The following is a 15,619-nucleotide window of genomic DNA, read 5'->3' on the forward strand; positions in this document are numbered from 1 at the left end:
CCGTCAGATACCTAGATAGTGGCAGCGGAAGGCGGCCAGCGGAAGGCCGCGTGGCCGGTGAGTGCCGGGATATGGGTGTCAGCCGGGGCTCACGGATCGCGCGGCAGGCCGAGCAGGCGCTCGGCGACGACATTGAGCTGTACCTGAGTGGTCCCGCCCGCGATGGTGAGGCAGCGCGACATCAGGAAGCCGTGGACGGCCTGCTCACCAGCCCCTTCACGGACCGCCCCGGCCGGGCCGAGCAGTTCGAGGGCCAGCTCCGCGACCTTCTGCTGGTGCGGGGTCTGCACCAGCTTCCGCACCGAGGCGCCGGCGCCCGGTTCGAGCCCGGACACCTGCTGGAGGGTGGTGCGCAGCCCGATGCAGGCGAGGGCGTGCGCCTCGGCGGCGAGCGCGCCGATCCGGGCACGCTGGGCACCGTCGAGCCCGTCAGACCGGGCGATCAGCGCTTCGAGCCCGGTGGGGAAGGTCAACTGGTCGGCCATGTGGACGCGTTCGTTGCCGAGGGTGTTGCGGGCCACCCGCCAGCCGTCGTCGACCGCGCCGAGTACCGCGTCATCGGGCAGCAGCACGTCGTCGAAGTACACCTCGTTGAAGAGGGAGTCGCCGGTGATCTCCTTGAGCGGCCTGATGTCGATCCCGGCGGCCCGTTTCATGTCCACCAGGAAGTAGGTGAGCCCCTTGTGCCGGGGGGCTTCCTGGTTCGTGCGGGCGAGCAGGATCCCGTAGTCGGCCCACTGCGCGGCCGAGGTCCAGAGCTTCTGGCCGTTGACCAGCCAGCCGCCGTCGACACGGTCCGCGCGGGTGCGCAGCGAGGCCAGGTCGGACCCGGCCCCGGGCTCCGAGAAGAGCTGGCACCAGTGCACGTCGCCGCGGAGCGTCGGGGCCAGATGGCGGGCGCGCTGCTCGTCCGTCCCGTACGCCAGGAGCGAGGGCACCACCCAGGTGGCGATCCCCAGATCGCTGATCCGCACCCCGGCTGCCGCCAACTCCTGTTGTACGGCGAGCTGTTGGACGGGGCCGGCACCGAGGCCGTACGGCTCCGCCAGGTGGGGCGCCGCGTATCCGGTGGGGGCGAGGACGCGGCGGGCCTCGGCGGGGTCCAGGCCGCGGGCCACCCCGATCACCTCGCGGGCCCGCTCCCGGTGCGGCGCGGCCTCGGCGGGCAGTTCCAGGCGCAGTTCCCGGCGTGCGCCCGCGGCGGCGAGCCGCACGGCCCGCGCCCGGTGGGTGTCGCCGGGGCCGAGCAGCTGCCGGGCGACGACGGCGCGGCGCAGATGGAGGTGGGCGTCATGTTCCCAGGTGAAGCCGGTGCCGCCGAGGATCTGGATGCAGTCCTTGGCACAGCTGTGGGCGGCGTCCAGCGCGGTGGCGGCCGCGAGCGAGGCGACGAGCCCGCGCACCTCGGCACTCGCTTCGGCGCCCCCCTCGGGGCTCACCTCAGCACTCGCCCCGGAGGAGTCGCAGCCCGCTCCGGCGGCCCGCGCCGCGTCCCAGGTCAGCGCCCTGGCCTGCTCGACCCGCAGGAGCATGTCGGCGCAGAGGTGCTTGACGGCCTGGAACTGGCCGATGGGCCGCCCGAACTGTTCGCGCACCTTGGCGTGTTCGGTGGCGGTGTGCAGCGCCCAGGCCGCCGTGCCGCAGGCGTCGGCGGCGAACAGGACGGCCGCCAGATCGGTGACGAGCCCGTCGTCGAGCGTCAGCAGCCGGTCGGCGGGCACCTCCGCTCTCAGCCGCACCTCGGCGGTCGGCCTGGTCGGATCCACGCTCCGCTGGGCACGCACCTCAAGATCCGCGGCGTCCACAGCGGCCCAGCGCCCCTCGTGCCGCAGCAGAACCAGACCCGCCTCCGCGCCGCCGAGTACCGGATCACCCGCGTCACCCAGGGCCACCGCGCCGGGCCACCGCCCGTCCGCGAGCGGCGCCGCGAGGTCGGGGCGGCCCGCCCGGTGCAGCAGGGCGGAGGCCAGCACGGTCGGGAGATAGGGGCCGGGGAGCGCCGCAGCGGCGGCCTCCTCCAGGATGACGGCCTGCTCCAGGAGGCCGCCGCCCCCTCCCCCGTACTCCTCGGGGAGGTGCGCGCCCAGCAGCCCCTGCGCGGCGAGGGCCGCCCAGTGAGCCGGCGGCCCGCCTCTGCCACCGGTACTGCCACCGTCGTTGTCACCGTCGCCGCCGGGTGGCGCGTCGAGCAGTTCGCGGGCCTTCGCGGGTGGTGCCTCCCGCGCCAGCAGCCCCCGCACGGCGTCGGCCAACTCCTTCTGCTCCTGCGTGATTCCGATGCCCATGCCCAGCGAGACTAGAACACGTTACATTCTGACGGAAGGTCAGCTACTGAGGTCGGACCAGGTGATACAGATCACGCGGCACTTATATGGCGTTTACCGGAATACCTGAACCCCTCCGGAAGCTTCATGATGCAACCACTTGGACGCCCGGTCCCCTGCCGGTCTGCCTTACCTGGAGGCTTCACGCATGACACAGGCCGCTCCCTCGCTGCCCGAGACAACCGCCGAGGAACCGCGCACCACCCGTGGCAGGGGCGGCATCGTCCCCGTACTCGCCTTCGCAGGCATCGTCGTGGCCGTCATGCAGACGCTGCTCGTCCCGGTCATCAAGGACCTGCCGACACTGCTGAGCACCGCCCCGTCGAACGCCACCTGGGTCATGACCGCCACGCTGCTCGCGGGCGCGATAGCCACCCCGATCATGGGACGGCTCGGTGACCTCTACGGCAAGCGGCGGATGCTGCTCGCCAGCCTCTCCGTCATGGTGGTCGGCTCGCTGATCTGCGGGTTCACCGACAACTTGCTGATCATGATCGTCGGCCGTGCACTCCAGGGCTTCGCCATGGGCGCCATCCCGCTCGGCATCGGCATCATGCGTGACGAGCTGCCCCGCGAGAAGCTCGGCTCGGCCATGGCGCTGATGAGCTCCTCCATCGGCGTCGGCGGCGGGCTCGCCCTGCCGGCCGCCGCCCTGGTGGCACAGCACGCCGACTGGCACGCCCTGTTCTTCGGCGCCGCCGGGCTCGGCGTCATCTCGATGGCGCTCACCCTCATCTTCGTACCGGAGTCCTCGACCCGCGCCCGCGGCAGCTTCGACATCCTTGGCGCGCTCGGCCTCTCGGCCGGTCTGGTCTGCCTGCTGCTGCCGATCACCAAGGGCTCCGACTGGGGCTGGACGTCGGGCACCACACTCGGCCTCTTCGCCGGCGCCCTCGCCATCCTGCTGCTGTGGGGCGTGATGGAGCTGCGCGTCGCGGCCCCGCTGGTGGACCTGCGGACCACGGCCCGCCGCGAGGTGCTGCTCACCAACCTGGCGTCGATCATGGTCGGTGTCGCGTTCTACGCCATCTCGCTGGTGCTGCCGCAGCTGCTCCAGCTGCCGAAGGCGACCGGTTACGGCCTCGGCCAGTCGATGGTGGTCGCGGGCCTGTGCGTGGCGCCCCTCGGCCTCACGATGATGCTCACCGCGCCGGTCTACGCCAGGATCGCCGCGAAGTACGGGCCCAAGGTCTCGCTGATGATCGGGATGCTGATCATCGCGATCGGGTACGGGGCGGGGCTCGCCCTCATGAGCGCGCCCTGGCAGACCATCATCATCTCGGTCGTCGTGGGCGCGGGCATCGGTCTCGCCTACTCCTCGCTCCCCGCGCTGATCATCGGCGCGGTCGACCCCTCCGAGACGGGCGCGGCCAACGGCCTCAACACGCTGATGCGTTCCATCGGCACCTCGGTGTCGAGCGCGGTGATCGGCATGGTGCTCGCGCACTCCTCGACCGCGCTGGGCCCGGTGTCCGTACCGAGCATGAGCGGCTTCCGCACCTCGTTCATGATCGCCACGGCCGCGGTCGTGATCGGCCTGGTGTTCGCGGCGTTCCTCCCCTCGCGCAAGCGCACGGCCGCCCAGTCGCGGCCCGTCGCCGCACATGAGGGCGGCTCGGCCACCGTCGCCGAGGAGGCGGCGGCCATCCTCGACGCCGAGGACCGGAACCTCCAGGACTTCCGGGGGTTCCAGGGCCGGGTGCTCGACGCCGAGGGCACTCCGGTGCCGCGTGCCACGGTCACGCTGATCGACCACCGCGGCCGGCAGTCGGGAATCGTGGTCGCGGACGGCGCGGGAGCCTTCGCGCTCGCCGCCCGGTCGGCCGGTACGTACATCCTCGCCGCCACGGCGCCCGGCCTCCCGCCGCTGGCCACCCATGTCGCGTACACGAGCGTGGACCAACTGGTGGCGGTGGACCTGAAGCTGGGATCGACCGTGCCGGCGAACGCGGGCCGGTAACCGTTGCCGGGGGCCGGGGCGGGCCCACGGAACGTACGGCAACGGCGTCCGGGGGCCCGCGCGAGGCCCCCGGATCCCCCGGACTAGCATGGCCCGGCCGGCCGGCCACAACACACCGGCAAGCCCGCCCCGTAACAGGAGGATCCCCATGGCCGCCCCCACGCCAGCGACCCTGGCCGCGTTCGAGGCCGCCAAGGGATTCATGCCCGCGGACGAAGGGCTCGCGCTGTACGAGGCGGCCGTGCTGGCCGCCGGGCTCGGCCTCCCGCTCCTGGAGGTCGGCACCTACTGCGGCCGCTCCACCCTCCTCATCGCCGACGCCGCGCGCGCGGCCGGCGTCCCCGCGATCACCGTCGACCACCACCGCGGCAGCGAGGAGCAGCAGCCCGGCTGGGAGTACCACGACCCCTCCGTCGTGGACCCCGAGGTCGGCCTCATGGACACGCTCCCCACCTTCCGCCGCACCCTGCACAAGGCCGGACTCGAAGACCATGTGATCGCGATGGTCGGCCGGTCCCCGCAGGTCGCCAAGGCCTGGGGCGGCCCGCTCGGCCTGGTGTTCATCGACGGCGGTCACACCGACGAGCACGCGAGCGGCGACTACGAGGGCTGGGCCCCGCACCTCGCGGAGGGCGGGCTGCTGCTCGTCCACGACGTCTTCCCCGACCCGGCGGACGGCGGCCAGGCCCCGTACCGCGTCTACCTCAGGGCCCTCGCGTCCGGTGCCTTCACCGAGATCTCCGTGACCGGCTCGCTCCGCGTCCTGCGGCGCACCGGACCGGGAATCTGAGCACCCGGGACCACCGCGCCCGCGACCGGGCGGCGACGGGAAGGCCGGGCTAAGCTCGCGCCGTGCTGTACGACGACGATGACGACAACCGCCCCTCCCTCTCGCACCGCCTCCGGAAGTCACCCGGGGTGATCACGGTCGCCGCCCTGGTGCCCGCCTGTCTGGCCGGCTGGCTGATCTGGCATTCCGTGGGCGGTCCGGAGGGAACGTCGGCGAAGAGCCCGGCCACGGCAGAGACCCAGGACAGCACCCCGAGCACCACCCCGGCGAAGCCCTCGCACGCGGCGGACGGCGACAACAAGCAGGGCGACGACAAACCCGGCAACGGCGCACCCGCCGGTCATGCGTCGCTCGCGGGAAAAGTCGTCGTGATCGACCCGGGGCACAACCCGAACAATTACCGTCACCCGACCGAAATCAACCGCCGGGTAAATATCGGCAACGGCACAACAGAATGCGACACCACCGGCACTTCGACCAATAACGGTTATGCCGAGGCCCAGTTCACTCTCGATGTGTCGCACCGGCTGCGCGCCCTGCTCGAAAAGCAGGGCGCGAAGGTCAGGCTGACCCAGAACGACGACCACAGTTTCGGTCCCTGTGTGACCGAACGGGCCTCCTTCGGCAACAAAGCGAAAGCCGACGCAGCCGTCTCCGTGCACGCCGACGGCTCGTCGGTCGGCCACCGGGGCTTCCACGTGATCCTTCCCGCCCTGGTGAAAGCGGGTGCGGCCGACACGGCCGACATCGTGGCCCCGTCGCACGACCTCGGGACCCGGATCGCCGGAAAGTTCGTCCGGGACACCGGAACCGCTCCTTCCAACTACATCGGTGGCGGTACGGGGTTGGACACCCGGGGCGATCTCGGCGGGCTCAATCTCTCAACTGTGCCCAAAGTGTTCATCGAATGCGGCAATATGCGTGATCCCAAAGATGCCGCTCTGCTCACGAGTGGAAGCTGGCGCCAGAAGGCCGCACAGGGGATCGCGGACGGCATCAGCAGCTTTCTCCACGCGGAGTGACGAGACCCGGCACACGACCCGCCGGGGCAGACGATAGATTCACCCCTACGATGGGGAGCCGCCCCCGAGCTCCACGCCGCCCCGACGAGCCGACCTACTAAGGATTCTTACGTGAACATCCGCTCCCTCACACGAGGCGACGGCGTGGTGATCGGAGCAGCGGTGGTGCTGTTCATCGCCTCGTTCCTCGATCTCACCTCTTACGGCAACCAGTGCAGCGGTTCGTACTGCGCCAACCTGAACAACCCCAGCGCGTGGGACTCACTGGGCACGCTGATGGGCATCTACCTGGCCGGCGTCATCGGGGCAGCCCTGATCACCGTGGCCCGCGCCCTGCCGCAGCCGCGCAAGGTCGTGGGTCTCGACATGGCCCAGTTCGGTGTCGCGTTCACCATCTTCGCCGCGTGGACGGGGTTCTGGACCCTGGTCGACGCGTCGAGCCGGGGGGCCGGACTGATTCTCGGGTTCATCGCGGCGCTGGTGCTCGCGGGCGCGGCTGTCGCCGGCCCGCTCCTCCCCGCGCTCAAGGGCCCGCTGCTGAGCGCCCCGAAGCCGGCCGCCGTGACGCCGTCCCCGTACGGCGTGCAGGCCGCCGGTGCACCGGGCCAGGGCTACGGGTACCCGGGCGCGCAGGCCCAACAGCCTTACGGCGCCCAGCCGCAGCCGGGCCATCCGCAGCCCGCGGCGTTCGGAGCCCAGGCCGGGCACCCCGGTCAGCCGCAGGACACCCACCAGCCCACGGCGGCCCAGCCGCAGCCTTCGGCCGACGCGCCCGCCGGGGAGTTCGCGCCGTTCTGGTTCGCGGTTCCGGTGGCCCGTCCGCTGTACGGGGAGGACGGCTCTCCGGCCCCCATCGCCGAACTGGCCCCGGGCACCTGGTACCTCGCGGTCGAGCAGCGCGGCCCGGGTCTGATCGCACAGACACAGGACGGCCGGCGCGGCGTGCTCCAGGACACCACGGGTATCCAGCGCGGCTAGCAGCTCTCGTTCAGGCCCGACAACGTCACGTTCAGGCCTGATGCCGCACGGCCCCCGCCCCTTCCGGGCGGGGGCCGTTGCGTTTACAGTCGCCTGACGATGTGTCAGTTAGCGTGCGACCGGGAGGCTTTACGATGCGTCTAGGACTCGCCCTCGGCTACTGGGGCCGCGGGCCGACCCCCGGTCATCTCGAACTGGCCCAGGAGGCCGAGCGTTTGGGCTACGCCTCCGTCTGGACCTCCGAGGCCTGGGGCTCCGACGCCTTCACCCCGCTGACCTGGATCGCGGCGCACACCTCCCGTATCCGGCTGGGTACCGCGATCGTCCAGATGGCGGCCCGCACCCCCACCGCCACCGCGATGCACGCACTCACCCTGGACCACCTCTCCGGCGGCCGGATGATGCTGGGGCTCGGGCTTTCGGGCCCCCAGGTGGTGGAGGGCTGGTACGGACGCCCGTTCCCCAGCAGTCCGCTCACCGCGACCCGTGAGTACGTCGACGTCATCCGCCAGGTCCTCAGGCGGGAGGCCCCGGTCGAGCTGGACGGGCGCTTCCACGCGCACCCGTACCGGGGTGCGGACGGCACCGGCATCGGCAAGCCGCTCAAGCCGATCACCCATCCGCTGCGGGCCGAACTGCCCATCCTGCTGGGGGCCGAGGGGCCGAAGAACATCGCCCAGACCACCCGTATCGCGGACGGCTGGCTCCCCCTGTACTGGTCGCCGACCCGCGTCGACGTCTACGAGGCGTCGCTCACCGGTCTCCCCGAGGGCTTCATGATCGCGCCGATGGTCCGTGCGCACGTCTGCGACAGCGTGGCCGACGGCCTGCTCCCGGTGAAGGCGATGCTCGGCTTCTACATCGGCGGCATGGGTCACGCGGCCCGCAACTTCCACGCGGACCTGATGGCGCGGATGGGGTTCGAGGCGGAGGCCCAGCGGATCCAGGAGCTGTTCCTCGCGGGCCGCAAGGAGGAGGCGGTGCTTGCGGTTCCGGACGCGTTCGCCGACGAGATCTCGCTGGTGGGTCCACGCCAACGGATAGCCGAGCGGCTGGAGTTGTGGCGCAAGGGCCCGGTGACGGACCTGCTGGTGACGGCTCCGGACCCGACGACGCTACGGGTGCTGGCAGAGCTGACCACCTGAGCCGCACCGGCTGTCCCGCACCGGCTGCCCCGCCGGGGACGGGACAGCCGGACAGGGGCGGCCGGGACTGGCGAGGTGATCCATAACGAAAGGCCCTAGAACGAAGCCCGCTCCAGCCAGAAGTCCAGCAACTCCCGGTCCCCCAGCACCTCCACCTGGTCACTCCCGGCGGGCAGCCGCCGGTAGAAGACCTGGAGCACGTCGGTCAGCGGACCCCGCAGCGCCACCGTCGCCTTCTCGTGCGCCCGGCGCCAGGTGAACCCGTCGTCACCGAACTCGATCAGCCACTCCGCACCGGCCGCGTCCGTGGCGTGCAGATGGATCGACCGGCCCGCTCCCCGCAGGTCGGCCACGCTCTTGTCGCCGGACGCCTGGGCGAAGACGAGGATGTCCAGCCACTCGTCGATGGCGTCCGCGGCGACGTCCGCCTCCACCTCGAACGGCACACCGGCCGTCAGGGCCGCGTCCGCCCGGTGGACCGCCGTCTCGTGGACCATCCGGCGCGCCCAGAACCCGGTGCGCTGATCGGCCGCCCACGTCCAGACCTCGGCGTCCGGACCCGCCGCCCGCAGCGTCGCCGCGAGCCGCGCGGCGCCCGCGGCCAGCCAGTCGCTCAGGGCATCGGGGTCATCGTCGCCCGGACCGGCGCTGTCCGGCACCTGTTCGGGCGGAACCGCCTCGGTGGCCTTCGTCCGTACGATCGTCTCGGCCCAGCGCTGCGCGCGGCCCACATGACGGGTCAGCTCCCCCAGGCTCCACTCCGGGCAGGTCGGCACCGTCGCCGTCAGGTCGGCTCCGGCCAGCGCCGCCCCGAACAGGTCGGTCTGCCGCAGCAGTTCGTCGCAGTAGCGGTCATGCCCCAGTAGCGTCATGGCCCCACCCTAGGGCCTGTCGTCAAAGTGCCGTCGTTGCCCGAAGGGCAGCCGCGCGGCGTCTGGTGCGTGCGATCGCAAGGCGCCGGAATGTTCTCGCAGCGGAGCTACTAGGGCATTTCGGCAACGCCGCGAGCGTGCGTGCCAGACGCCGCGCGGCAGGCGGCACTTTGACGACAGCCCCTGGGGGCCCCGGCGGTACGTATGGGGCGCGCCGGCTTTCACGCGCCAGGGGTTTCACGCACGCACAAGCGGCAACACGTTCGACCATGTCCAGATATTCGAGCGGAAGCAGCCCGGCGGCGAACGTCATCATGGTGATCGCCGATGTCATGGCCTTCATCCTGGGCCTGTGGATTCTGATGTATCTCCTGGAGGCGAACCGGGCCAATGACCTGGTGACCTTCGTGCACCACGCGGCCGACTGGCTGGCCGGCTGGTCCCGCGACCTGTTCACCTTCAACGAGGCATGGGCCCGGGTCGTCGCAGGCTATGGCCTCGCGGCGGTCGTGTACCTCTTCATCGGCCACCTCGTCGCGGGCCGGGTGCGCCGGCACTGAGCCGCCAGTCGCACGGCCGGCGCCGCAACCGTCAGCGGCAGCAGTCCGGTTCGAGCCCGGCCGGCAGCCGCTCCGCGCCGAAGACCGCGGTGGTCGCCTCGTCCCCACCGAGCGCGGCCACCGCGAGCAGCAGCGACCCCGCCGTCCAGCTGGTGCGTTCCAGTGGCCACAGTGCCCGGTCGTCGAACACGTACCCCGTCCAGTACATCCCGTCGTCCGCCCGGAGGTGCCGGATCGACTGGAGGATTTCCAGCGCCCGGTCCGACTCCCCCATCACCCAGAGCGTCAGGGCGAGTTCACAGCTCTCGCCACCGGTCACCCAGTTGTTGGGCAGCACACAGCGCACCCCGAGGTCCGGTACGACGAAGCGGTCCCACTCCGCGTCGATCCGCTGTTTCGCCGCAGCTCCGCCGATCGCGCCGCCGAGCACCGGGTAGTACCAGTCCATCGAGTAGCGGCTCTTGTCCAGGAACCGCTCGGGGTGGCTGCGGATCGCGTGCCCGAGCGCGCCGGTCGCCAACTCCCAGTCGGGCTGCGGCTCCTCGCGCTCGTCGGCGAGCGCGAGCGCACAGCGCAGCGCCTGGTAGACGGACGAGGAACCGGTCAGCAGCGCGTCCTCGACGACCGCCCCGCCCTCCTCGGCCGGCTCCCTCTTCCAGCCGATCTCGCCGCCCGGCTGCTGGAGTTGGAGCACGAACTCGACCGCGGCCCGCACGACGGGCCACATCCGGTCGGCGAACGTGTCGTCGCCGGTGGCCAGATAGTGGTGCCAGACGCCGACCGCGACGTACGCGCAGAAGTTGGTCTCCCGGCCCCGGTCGGTGATCCGAGCCGCGTCGCCGTCCTGGTAGGCGGCGTACCAGGAGCCGTCCTCGTTCTGGTGCCGGGCGAGCCAGGCGTACGCGCGCTCCGCGGCCTCGTGCTCGCCCGCGGCGTCGAGCGCCATGGCAGCCTCGGTGTGGTCCCACGGGTCGAGGTGGTGCCCGCGGAACCACGGGATCGCGCCGTCCTCGCGCTGGACGGCGAGGATCCCGGCGACCGTGCGGGCTGCCTGCTCGGCGGTGAGGACTCCGGGCAGGACCAGATGTTCCGTACGGCCCGGTGAGGTCACGCGCCCACCCGCGGCGTGTGCGGCTTGGTCGCGTACGCCACGAAGCTCTTGCCGACGACCGGGTTCAGCGCGCGCTCGGCGAGCCGGGTCGCCAGCGGCTTCTTCATGATGTCCCAGACCAGCAGCTGGTGGTAGGCGCGGACCGGCAGCGCCTTGTCGTTGTCGACGCCGAACGCGCACTTGAGCCACCAGTACGGGGCGTGCAGCGCGTGCGCGTGGTGGCTGCCGTACGGGCGCAGCCCCGCCTCGCGGATCTTGCCGAGGAGTTCGTCCGCCTTGTAGATCCGGATGTGGCCACCCTCGACCTCGTGGTAGGCGTCGGAGAGCGCCCAGCAGACCTTCTCGGGTCCGTACCGGGGGACGGTGATCGCGATCCGGCCGCCGGGCTTCAGCACCCGCACCATCTCGGCGAGCACTCCCTTGTCGTCCGGGATGTGCTCCATGACCTCGGAGATGATCACGACGTCGAAGGAGGCGTCGGGGAACGGCAGGTTGAGCGCGTCGCCCTCCATGGCGGTGGCGGTGGCGCCCGCGGGGGCCTCGCCCTCCTCCTTCATGGCGGCGAACCACTTGGCGACCTCGCGGATCTCCTCGCCGTTCTGGTCGAGTGCCACCACCTGCGCACCGCGCCGGTAGCACTCGAAGGCATGACGGCCCGCGCCACAGCCGAGGTCGAGCACACGGTCGCCCGGAGCAAGCGGGAAGCGGGAGAAGTCCACGGTCAGCACGGGGGTCTGCCTTCTTCGCTAGGAGGATGGGAGGGGTACGGGCTACGCCTGCACGGACGGAGCGCCGGGGCGGCGGGCAGCGATGGCTTCGCGGTAGCGCTCCGCGGTGCCGATGGCGGCCTGCTTCCAGGTGAAGCGGGCCAGGACGCGTTCGCGCCCTGCTGCGCCGAGGCGGGTGCGGAGGACCGGGTCGGCGAGCAGCCGGGACAGGGCGCCGGCCAGTGCGCCCGCGTCGCCGGGGGGCACCGCGAGGCAGGTCTCGCCGTCGGCGCCCGTGACCTCCGGGATGGCTCCGCCGGTCGTCGCGACCAGCGGGGTGCCGGTGGCCATCGCCTCGGCCGCGGGCAGCGAGAAGCCTTCGTAGAGCGAGGGCACACAGGCGATCTGCGCGCCGCGCACCAGGTCGACCAGCTCCTCGTCACTGATGCCCTTGACGAACCGGACCGCGCCGTCGAGTCCGTACCGCTCGATGGCCTGTGCGACCGGTCCGTCCTCGGCGCGCCTGCCGACGACGACGAGGTGGGCGGCCGGGTGCTCGGTACGGAGCTTGGCGAGCGCCTCGACCAGATGGATCAGGCCCTTGAGCGGTACGTCGGCGCTCGATGTCGTCACGATCCGGCCGGGCACCTCGGCCACGGCCGGGTCGGGCGCCCAGAGTTCGGTGTCGGCGCCGATGTGCACGACGTGGATACGGTCCTCCCGCACCCCGAGGTCCTCGATGATCTCCTGCTGCGAGGAGCCGGAGACGGTGAGGACGGACGGGAGCCTGCGGGCGACCCGCTTCTGCATCCGGGTGAAGCCGTACCAGCGGCGTACGGAGGCGCGGCGGCGCCAGCCGTCCGCTGCCGCCAGGTCGAGCCGCCGGTCGACGGTGATGGGGTGGTGGACGGTGGTGACCAGCGGCGCGCCGAGGTCGCCGAGCAGCCCGTAGCCGAGGGTCTGGTTGTCGTGGATGACGTCGAACTCCCCGCGCCTGGCGAGGAGATGGCGCCGGGCGCGCAGCGAGAACGTCAGCGGCTCCGGGAAGCCGCCGGTCCACATGGTGCCCACCTCGACGGCGTCGATCCAGTCGCGGTACTCGTCGCGTCCCGGGGTACGGAAGGGGTCCGGGCTGCGGTAGAGGTCGAGGCTGGGCAGCTCGGTGAGCGGTACGCCCTCGTCCAGCACCGGGAAGGGCTGGGCGCCGATCACCTCGACACTGTGGCCGAGCCGGGCCAGCTCCCGTGAGAGGTGCCGGACGTAGACGCCCTGGCCTCCGCAGAAAGGATTGCCCTTGTACGTGAGGAACGCGATACGCAACGGGCCCCGGGCACCGGCGGCGGATCCACCGGCAAGGGGGCCCGCTTCTATGGCCTCAGCGGTCACACTCGGCCCCCTTCTCGCAGCAGTCCCGGCGGAGCGTAGTCGCTCACGCTAATCTAGAACAAGTTCTCGCAAGCCTGGGGCCCGAGGGCGCCCCCGGAAGAACTCAGCCAGACTTGATCGTTCAATGAGCTTCGAATCTACCGGCAGGTAGCTCCGTCGTAACAGCCGGATCAGGTGATTCGCGCCACGGCGGGATCGGATGGGACAGATGACTGTGGAAGCCAAGCCGGCGTCGCCACCGCTGACCGAGCGCCAGGAGGCGCGCCGCCGCAGGATTCTGCACGCGAGCGCCCAGCTGGCCGGCCGCGGCGGCTTCGACGCGGTGCAGATGCGCGAGGTCGCCGAGGACTCGTCGGTGGCGCTCGGCACGCTCTACCGGTACTTCCCCTCCAAGATCCATCTGCTGGTCGCCACCATGCAGGACCAGCTCCAGCATCTGCACACCACCCTCCGCAAGCGGCCTCCCGCGGGCGACACCCCCGCCGAGCGCGTCGCGTCGACGCTCATGGGTGCCTTCCGCGCGCTCCAGCGCGAGCCGCATCTGGCGGACGCGATGGTGCGGGCGCTGACCTTCGCCGACCGGAGCGTCAGCCCCGAGGTGGACACCGTCTCCCGTCTGACGACGGCGATCATCCTGGACGCGATGGGCCTGGAGCACCCCACCCCCGAGCAGCTTTCGGCGGTCCGGGTCATCGAGCACACCTGGCACTCCGCGCTGATCACCTGGCTGTCCGGGCGGGCGTCGATCGCCCAGGTGAAGATCGACATCGAGACGGTCTGCCGGCTGATCGACCTGACCGGCCCGGACAGCGGCCCGGACACGGCCTGAGCCGTGTCCGCGCGCTCGCGCCGTCGCCCTGCTCGTCGGACGGCTGCTCATCGGGTGGCTGCTCGTCCGTGACTACTCGTCGGGTGGGAAGACCGCCTCGCCGCTCTCCCGCAGCGTGATCATGATCGCCTCGACCGGACAGCCCTCCGCAGCGGCCAGCACCTTCTCGCTCGCGTCGGTCTCCGGCGAGCGCGGGTGGGACTGGCGCGCGGAGTCGAGTGCGAAGCCGTCCGGTGCGTGGTTCACACACATCCCGGAGCCGATGCAGACGGACCGGTCGACCTCCACGTGCCAGCGGTCCCCCATTACTCCGCCTCGCCCGCTGCCGGTTCGTACCCGGCGGGGAGATGGATCATCTTGTGCTCGAAGTACTCGCCGTACCCCTCGGGCCCGAACTCCCTTCCCACGCCGGAGTTCTTGTAGCCGCCGAACGGCCCGAGCATGTCCAGACTGAAGGTGTTCACGCTGTACGTGCCCGTCCTGACCCGGCGTGCGATGTCGATGCCGTGCTCGACGTCCGCCGTCCACACACTGCCGCTGAGCCCGTAGTCGGAGTCGTTGGCGATCTTCACCGCCTCCTCCTCGTCGCCGTAGGGCAGCAGGCAGATCACCGGGCCGAAGATCTCCTCGCGGGCGATCCGCATCGAGTTGTCGACGTCCCCGAAGAGGGTCGGCTCGACGTACCAGCCGGCCTCGGAGCCCGCCGGGCGGCCGCCGCCGGTGAGGATCTTGGCGCCCTCCTCCTGGCCGATGCGGATGTAGTCCAGTGACCGCTGCTGCTGACGGCGCGCCACCAGCGGGCCGACCTCGGTCGCCGGGTCCAGCGGATCGCCGACCTTGAGCGCACCCGCCGCGGCAGCGAACGCCTCGGCGATCTCGTCGTACCGGCTGCGCGGGACCAGGATCCGGGTCTGGGCGACACACGCCTGCCCGTTGATCATCCAGGCGAACGGCACGATCCCCGCGACCGTCGATTCCAGGTCCGCGTCGGGCAGGATGATCGCCGCCGACTTGCCGCCGAGCTCCAGGGTCACCCGGGTCAGATTGCGCGCCGCGACCTCCATCACGCGCTTGCCCGCGGCGACGGAGCCGGTGAACGACACCTTGTCGACGCCGGGGTGCCCGACGAGGTACTCGCTCACTTCGCGGTCGGCCGGGAGGATCGACAGCACCCCCTTCGGCAGCCCCGCCTCGCTGACGATGTCGGCGAGCACATAGGCGTCCAGCGGGGTCTCCGGCGAGACCTTCAGGATCGCGGGGCAGCCGGCGAGCAGCGCCGGGGCGAGCTTGGCGGCCGCCGTGAACTGCGGGACGTTCCACGGGACCACCGCGGCCACCACCCCGACCGGCTCACGCCGTACGAGCAGCTTGCCGAGGACACCGTCCCGGCTCTCCTCGTACGGGAAGGCGCGGGCGGTCGTGATCGCCGCGTCCCACACCATCATCGCGGCGAGCGCCTGGACCATGGTGCTCGATGTGTACGGGGTGCCGTTCTGGGCGCTGATGACCCGGGCGATCTCCTCGTACCGCACGGCGAACGCGTCCTTGATCCGGGTGATCACCTCGATCCGCTCGTCCAGCGACATCCGGGGCCAGGGGCCCTCGTCGAACGCCTGCCGCGCCACGGCGACAGCGCGGTCCACATCGGCCTCGGAGGCGTGCGGCACGCGCCCGATGACCTGCTCGGTGTGGGGCGAGACGACTTCGATGACGTCGGTGCCGAGTGGTTCCGCCCACTCCCCGCCGATGAAGAGCTGCCGGTGTTCCACAAGCTCGGTCATGACTGACTGCCTCCCGGGGGACACTTTCTGACGCTGTATCAGAAACTGATACCAGTTCTACTTCGCATCCGGAACCCCCAGGAGAGCGCCGTGACCGACCGGAACCGGCCCCGGCAGAACCTGCGGGGTCATTGGAACCGGTTCTAGTTATAGT

General features: G+C 71.3%; 14 protein-coding genes. 7 read left to right on the top strand and 7 right to left on the bottom strand.

Annotation, left to right across the window (positions count from 1 at the left end; translation table 11 throughout):
- Positions 1–89: 89 nt before the first annotated feature.
- Positions 90–2,285, bottom strand: coding sequence for an acyl-CoA dehydrogenase (locus tag OHB13_RS09360; protein ID WP_328376742.1), 2,196 nt, complete (start codon positions 2,283–2,285; stop codon positions 90–92).
- A 187-nt stretch (positions 2,286–2,472) separates the two neighbouring features.
- On the opposite strand from OHB13_RS09360, the gene OHB13_RS09365 reads away from it, so the two are divergent.
- The 5 genes from OHB13_RS09365 (at position 2,473) to OHB13_RS09385 (ending at position 8,219) form a co-directional block, all read left to right on the top strand.
- Positions 2,473–4,284, top strand: a complete 1,812-nt coding sequence (locus OHB13_RS09365; RefSeq protein ID WP_328376743.1) for an MFS transporter — start codon at positions 2,473–2,475, stop codon at positions 4,282–4,284.
- A 148-nt stretch (positions 4,285–4,432) separates the two neighbouring features.
- Entirely contained in the window at positions 4,433–5,074 is a 642-nt protein-coding gene (locus OHB13_RS09370) for a class I SAM-dependent methyltransferase (protein WP_266857533.1), read from the top strand.
- Between the two features lie 62 nt (positions 5,075–5,136).
- Positions 5,137–6,096 (top strand): N-acetylmuramoyl-L-alanine amidase, encoded by a 960-nt coding sequence (locus OHB13_RS09375; RefSeq protein ID WP_328376744.1) that lies wholly within the window; start codon positions 5,137–5,139, stop codon positions 6,094–6,096.
- 111 nt (positions 6,097–6,207) lie between these two features.
- Positions 6,208–7,074: a hypothetical protein gene (locus OHB13_RS09380; protein ID WP_328376745.1), complete on the top strand. Its 867-nt coding sequence runs from the start codon at positions 6,208–6,210 to the stop codon at positions 7,072–7,074.
- Positions 7,075–7,208: 134 nt separating this feature from the next.
- A complete protein-coding gene (locus tag OHB13_RS09385) occupies positions 7,209–8,219 on the top strand; it encodes an LLM class F420-dependent oxidoreductase (RefSeq protein ID WP_328376746.1) in 1,011 nt (336 codons plus the stop codon).
- Between the two features lie 95 nt (positions 8,220–8,314).
- Here OHB13_RS09385 and OHB13_RS09390 read toward each other — a convergent pair whose 3' ends face one another.
- Complete coding sequence (locus OHB13_RS09390; RefSeq protein WP_328376747.1) at positions 8,315–9,091, bottom strand: maleylpyruvate isomerase family mycothiol-dependent enzyme; 777 nt, start codon at positions 9,089–9,091, stop codon at positions 8,315–8,317.
- 269 nt (positions 9,092–9,360) lie between these two features.
- Between OHB13_RS09390 and OHB13_RS09395 the strand changes: the two genes are divergently transcribed.
- A complete protein-coding gene (locus tag OHB13_RS09395; RefSeq protein ID WP_328376748.1) occupies positions 9,361–9,651 on the top strand; it encodes a hypothetical protein in 291 nt (96 codons plus the stop codon).
- A 31-nt stretch (positions 9,652–9,682) separates the two neighbouring features.
- On the opposite strand, the gene OHB13_RS09400 is transcribed toward OHB13_RS09395, so the two are convergent.
- From OHB13_RS09400 to OHB13_RS09410, 3 genes are read right to left on the bottom strand one after another with little or no spacing between them, the layout of a single operon-like run.
- Positions 9,683–10,762 carry a prenyltransferase/squalene oxidase repeat-containing protein gene (locus tag OHB13_RS09400; protein ID WP_328376749.1) on the bottom strand — a complete coding sequence of 360 codons (1,080 nt, stop codon included), beginning with the start codon at positions 10,760–10,762 and terminating at the stop codon, positions 9,683–9,685.
- Complete coding sequence (locus tag OHB13_RS09405) at positions 10,759–11,490, bottom strand: class I SAM-dependent methyltransferase (RefSeq protein ID WP_164265932.1); 732 nt, start codon at positions 11,488–11,490, stop codon at positions 10,759–10,761. Before OHB13_RS09405 ends, OHB13_RS09400 begins: the two co-directional genes overlap by 4 nt.
- A gap of 42 nt (positions 11,491–11,532) precedes the next feature.
- Positions 11,533–12,855 (bottom strand): glycosyltransferase family 4 protein, encoded by a 1,323-nt coding sequence (locus OHB13_RS09410; RefSeq protein ID WP_266857519.1) that lies wholly within the window; start codon positions 12,853–12,855, stop codon positions 11,533–11,535.
- A gap of 208 nt (positions 12,856–13,063) precedes the next feature.
- Here OHB13_RS09410 and OHB13_RS09415 point away from each other — a divergent pair, with 208 nt between their 5' ends.
- Positions 13,064–13,684: a TetR family transcriptional regulator gene (locus OHB13_RS09415; RefSeq protein ID WP_328376750.1), complete on the top strand. Its 621-nt coding sequence runs from the start codon at positions 13,064–13,066 to the stop codon at positions 13,682–13,684.
- 72 nt (positions 13,685–13,756) lie between these two features.
- Here OHB13_RS09415 and OHB13_RS09420 read toward each other — a convergent pair whose 3' ends face one another.
- Both OHB13_RS09420 and OHB13_RS09425 read right to left on the bottom strand, forming a co-directional pair.
- Entirely contained in the window at positions 13,757–13,990 is a 234-nt protein-coding gene (locus OHB13_RS09420; protein WP_266857515.1) for a ferredoxin, read from the bottom strand.
- A complete protein-coding gene (locus OHB13_RS09425) occupies positions 13,990–15,465 on the bottom strand; it encodes an aldehyde dehydrogenase (protein ID WP_328376751.1) in 1,476 nt (491 codons plus the stop codon). The genes OHB13_RS09420 and OHB13_RS09425 overlap by 1 nt, the downstream gene beginning before the upstream one ends.
- Positions 15,466–15,619: the final 154 nt, after the last annotated feature.

Source organism: Streptomyces sp. NBC_00440, from assembly GCF_036014215.1.
Classification (GTDB): domain Bacteria; phylum Actinomycetota; class Actinomycetes; order Streptomycetales; family Streptomycetaceae; genus Streptomyces.

Bases quoted from the DNA above. Each gene is read 5' to 3' on its own strand.
- OHB13_RS09360 (WP_328376742.1), bottom strand. From the start codon at position 2,285: ATGGGCATCGGAATCACGCAGGAGCAGAAGGAGTTGGCCGACGCCGTG.
- OHB13_RS09415 (WP_328376750.1), top strand. From the start codon at position 13,064: ATGACTGTGGAAGCCAAGCCGGCGTCGCCACCGCTGACCGAGCGCCAG.
- OHB13_RS09420 (WP_266857515.1), bottom strand. From the start codon at position 13,990: ATGGGGGACCGCTGGCACGTGGAGGTCGACCGGTCCGTCTGCATCGGC.
- OHB13_RS09385 (WP_328376746.1), top strand. From the start codon at position 7,209: ATGCGTCTAGGACTCGCCCTCGGCTACTGGGGCCGCGGGCCGACCCCC.
- OHB13_RS09390 (WP_328376747.1), bottom strand. From the start codon at position 9,091: ATGACGCTACTGGGGCATGACCGCTACTGCGACGAACTGCTGCGGCAG.
- OHB13_RS09425 (WP_328376751.1), bottom strand. From the start codon at position 15,465: ATGACCGAGCTTGTGGAACACCGGCAGCTCTTCATCGGCGGGGAGTGG.
- OHB13_RS09395 (WP_328376748.1), top strand. From the start codon at position 9,361: ATGTCCAGATATTCGAGCGGAAGCAGCCCGGCGGCGAACGTCATCATG.
- OHB13_RS09365 (WP_328376743.1), top strand. From the start codon at position 2,473: ATGACACAGGCCGCTCCCTCGCTGCCCGAGACAACCGCCGAGGAACCG.
- OHB13_RS09370 (WP_266857533.1), top strand. From the start codon at position 4,433: ATGGCCGCCCCCACGCCAGCGACCCTGGCCGCGTTCGAGGCCGCCAAG.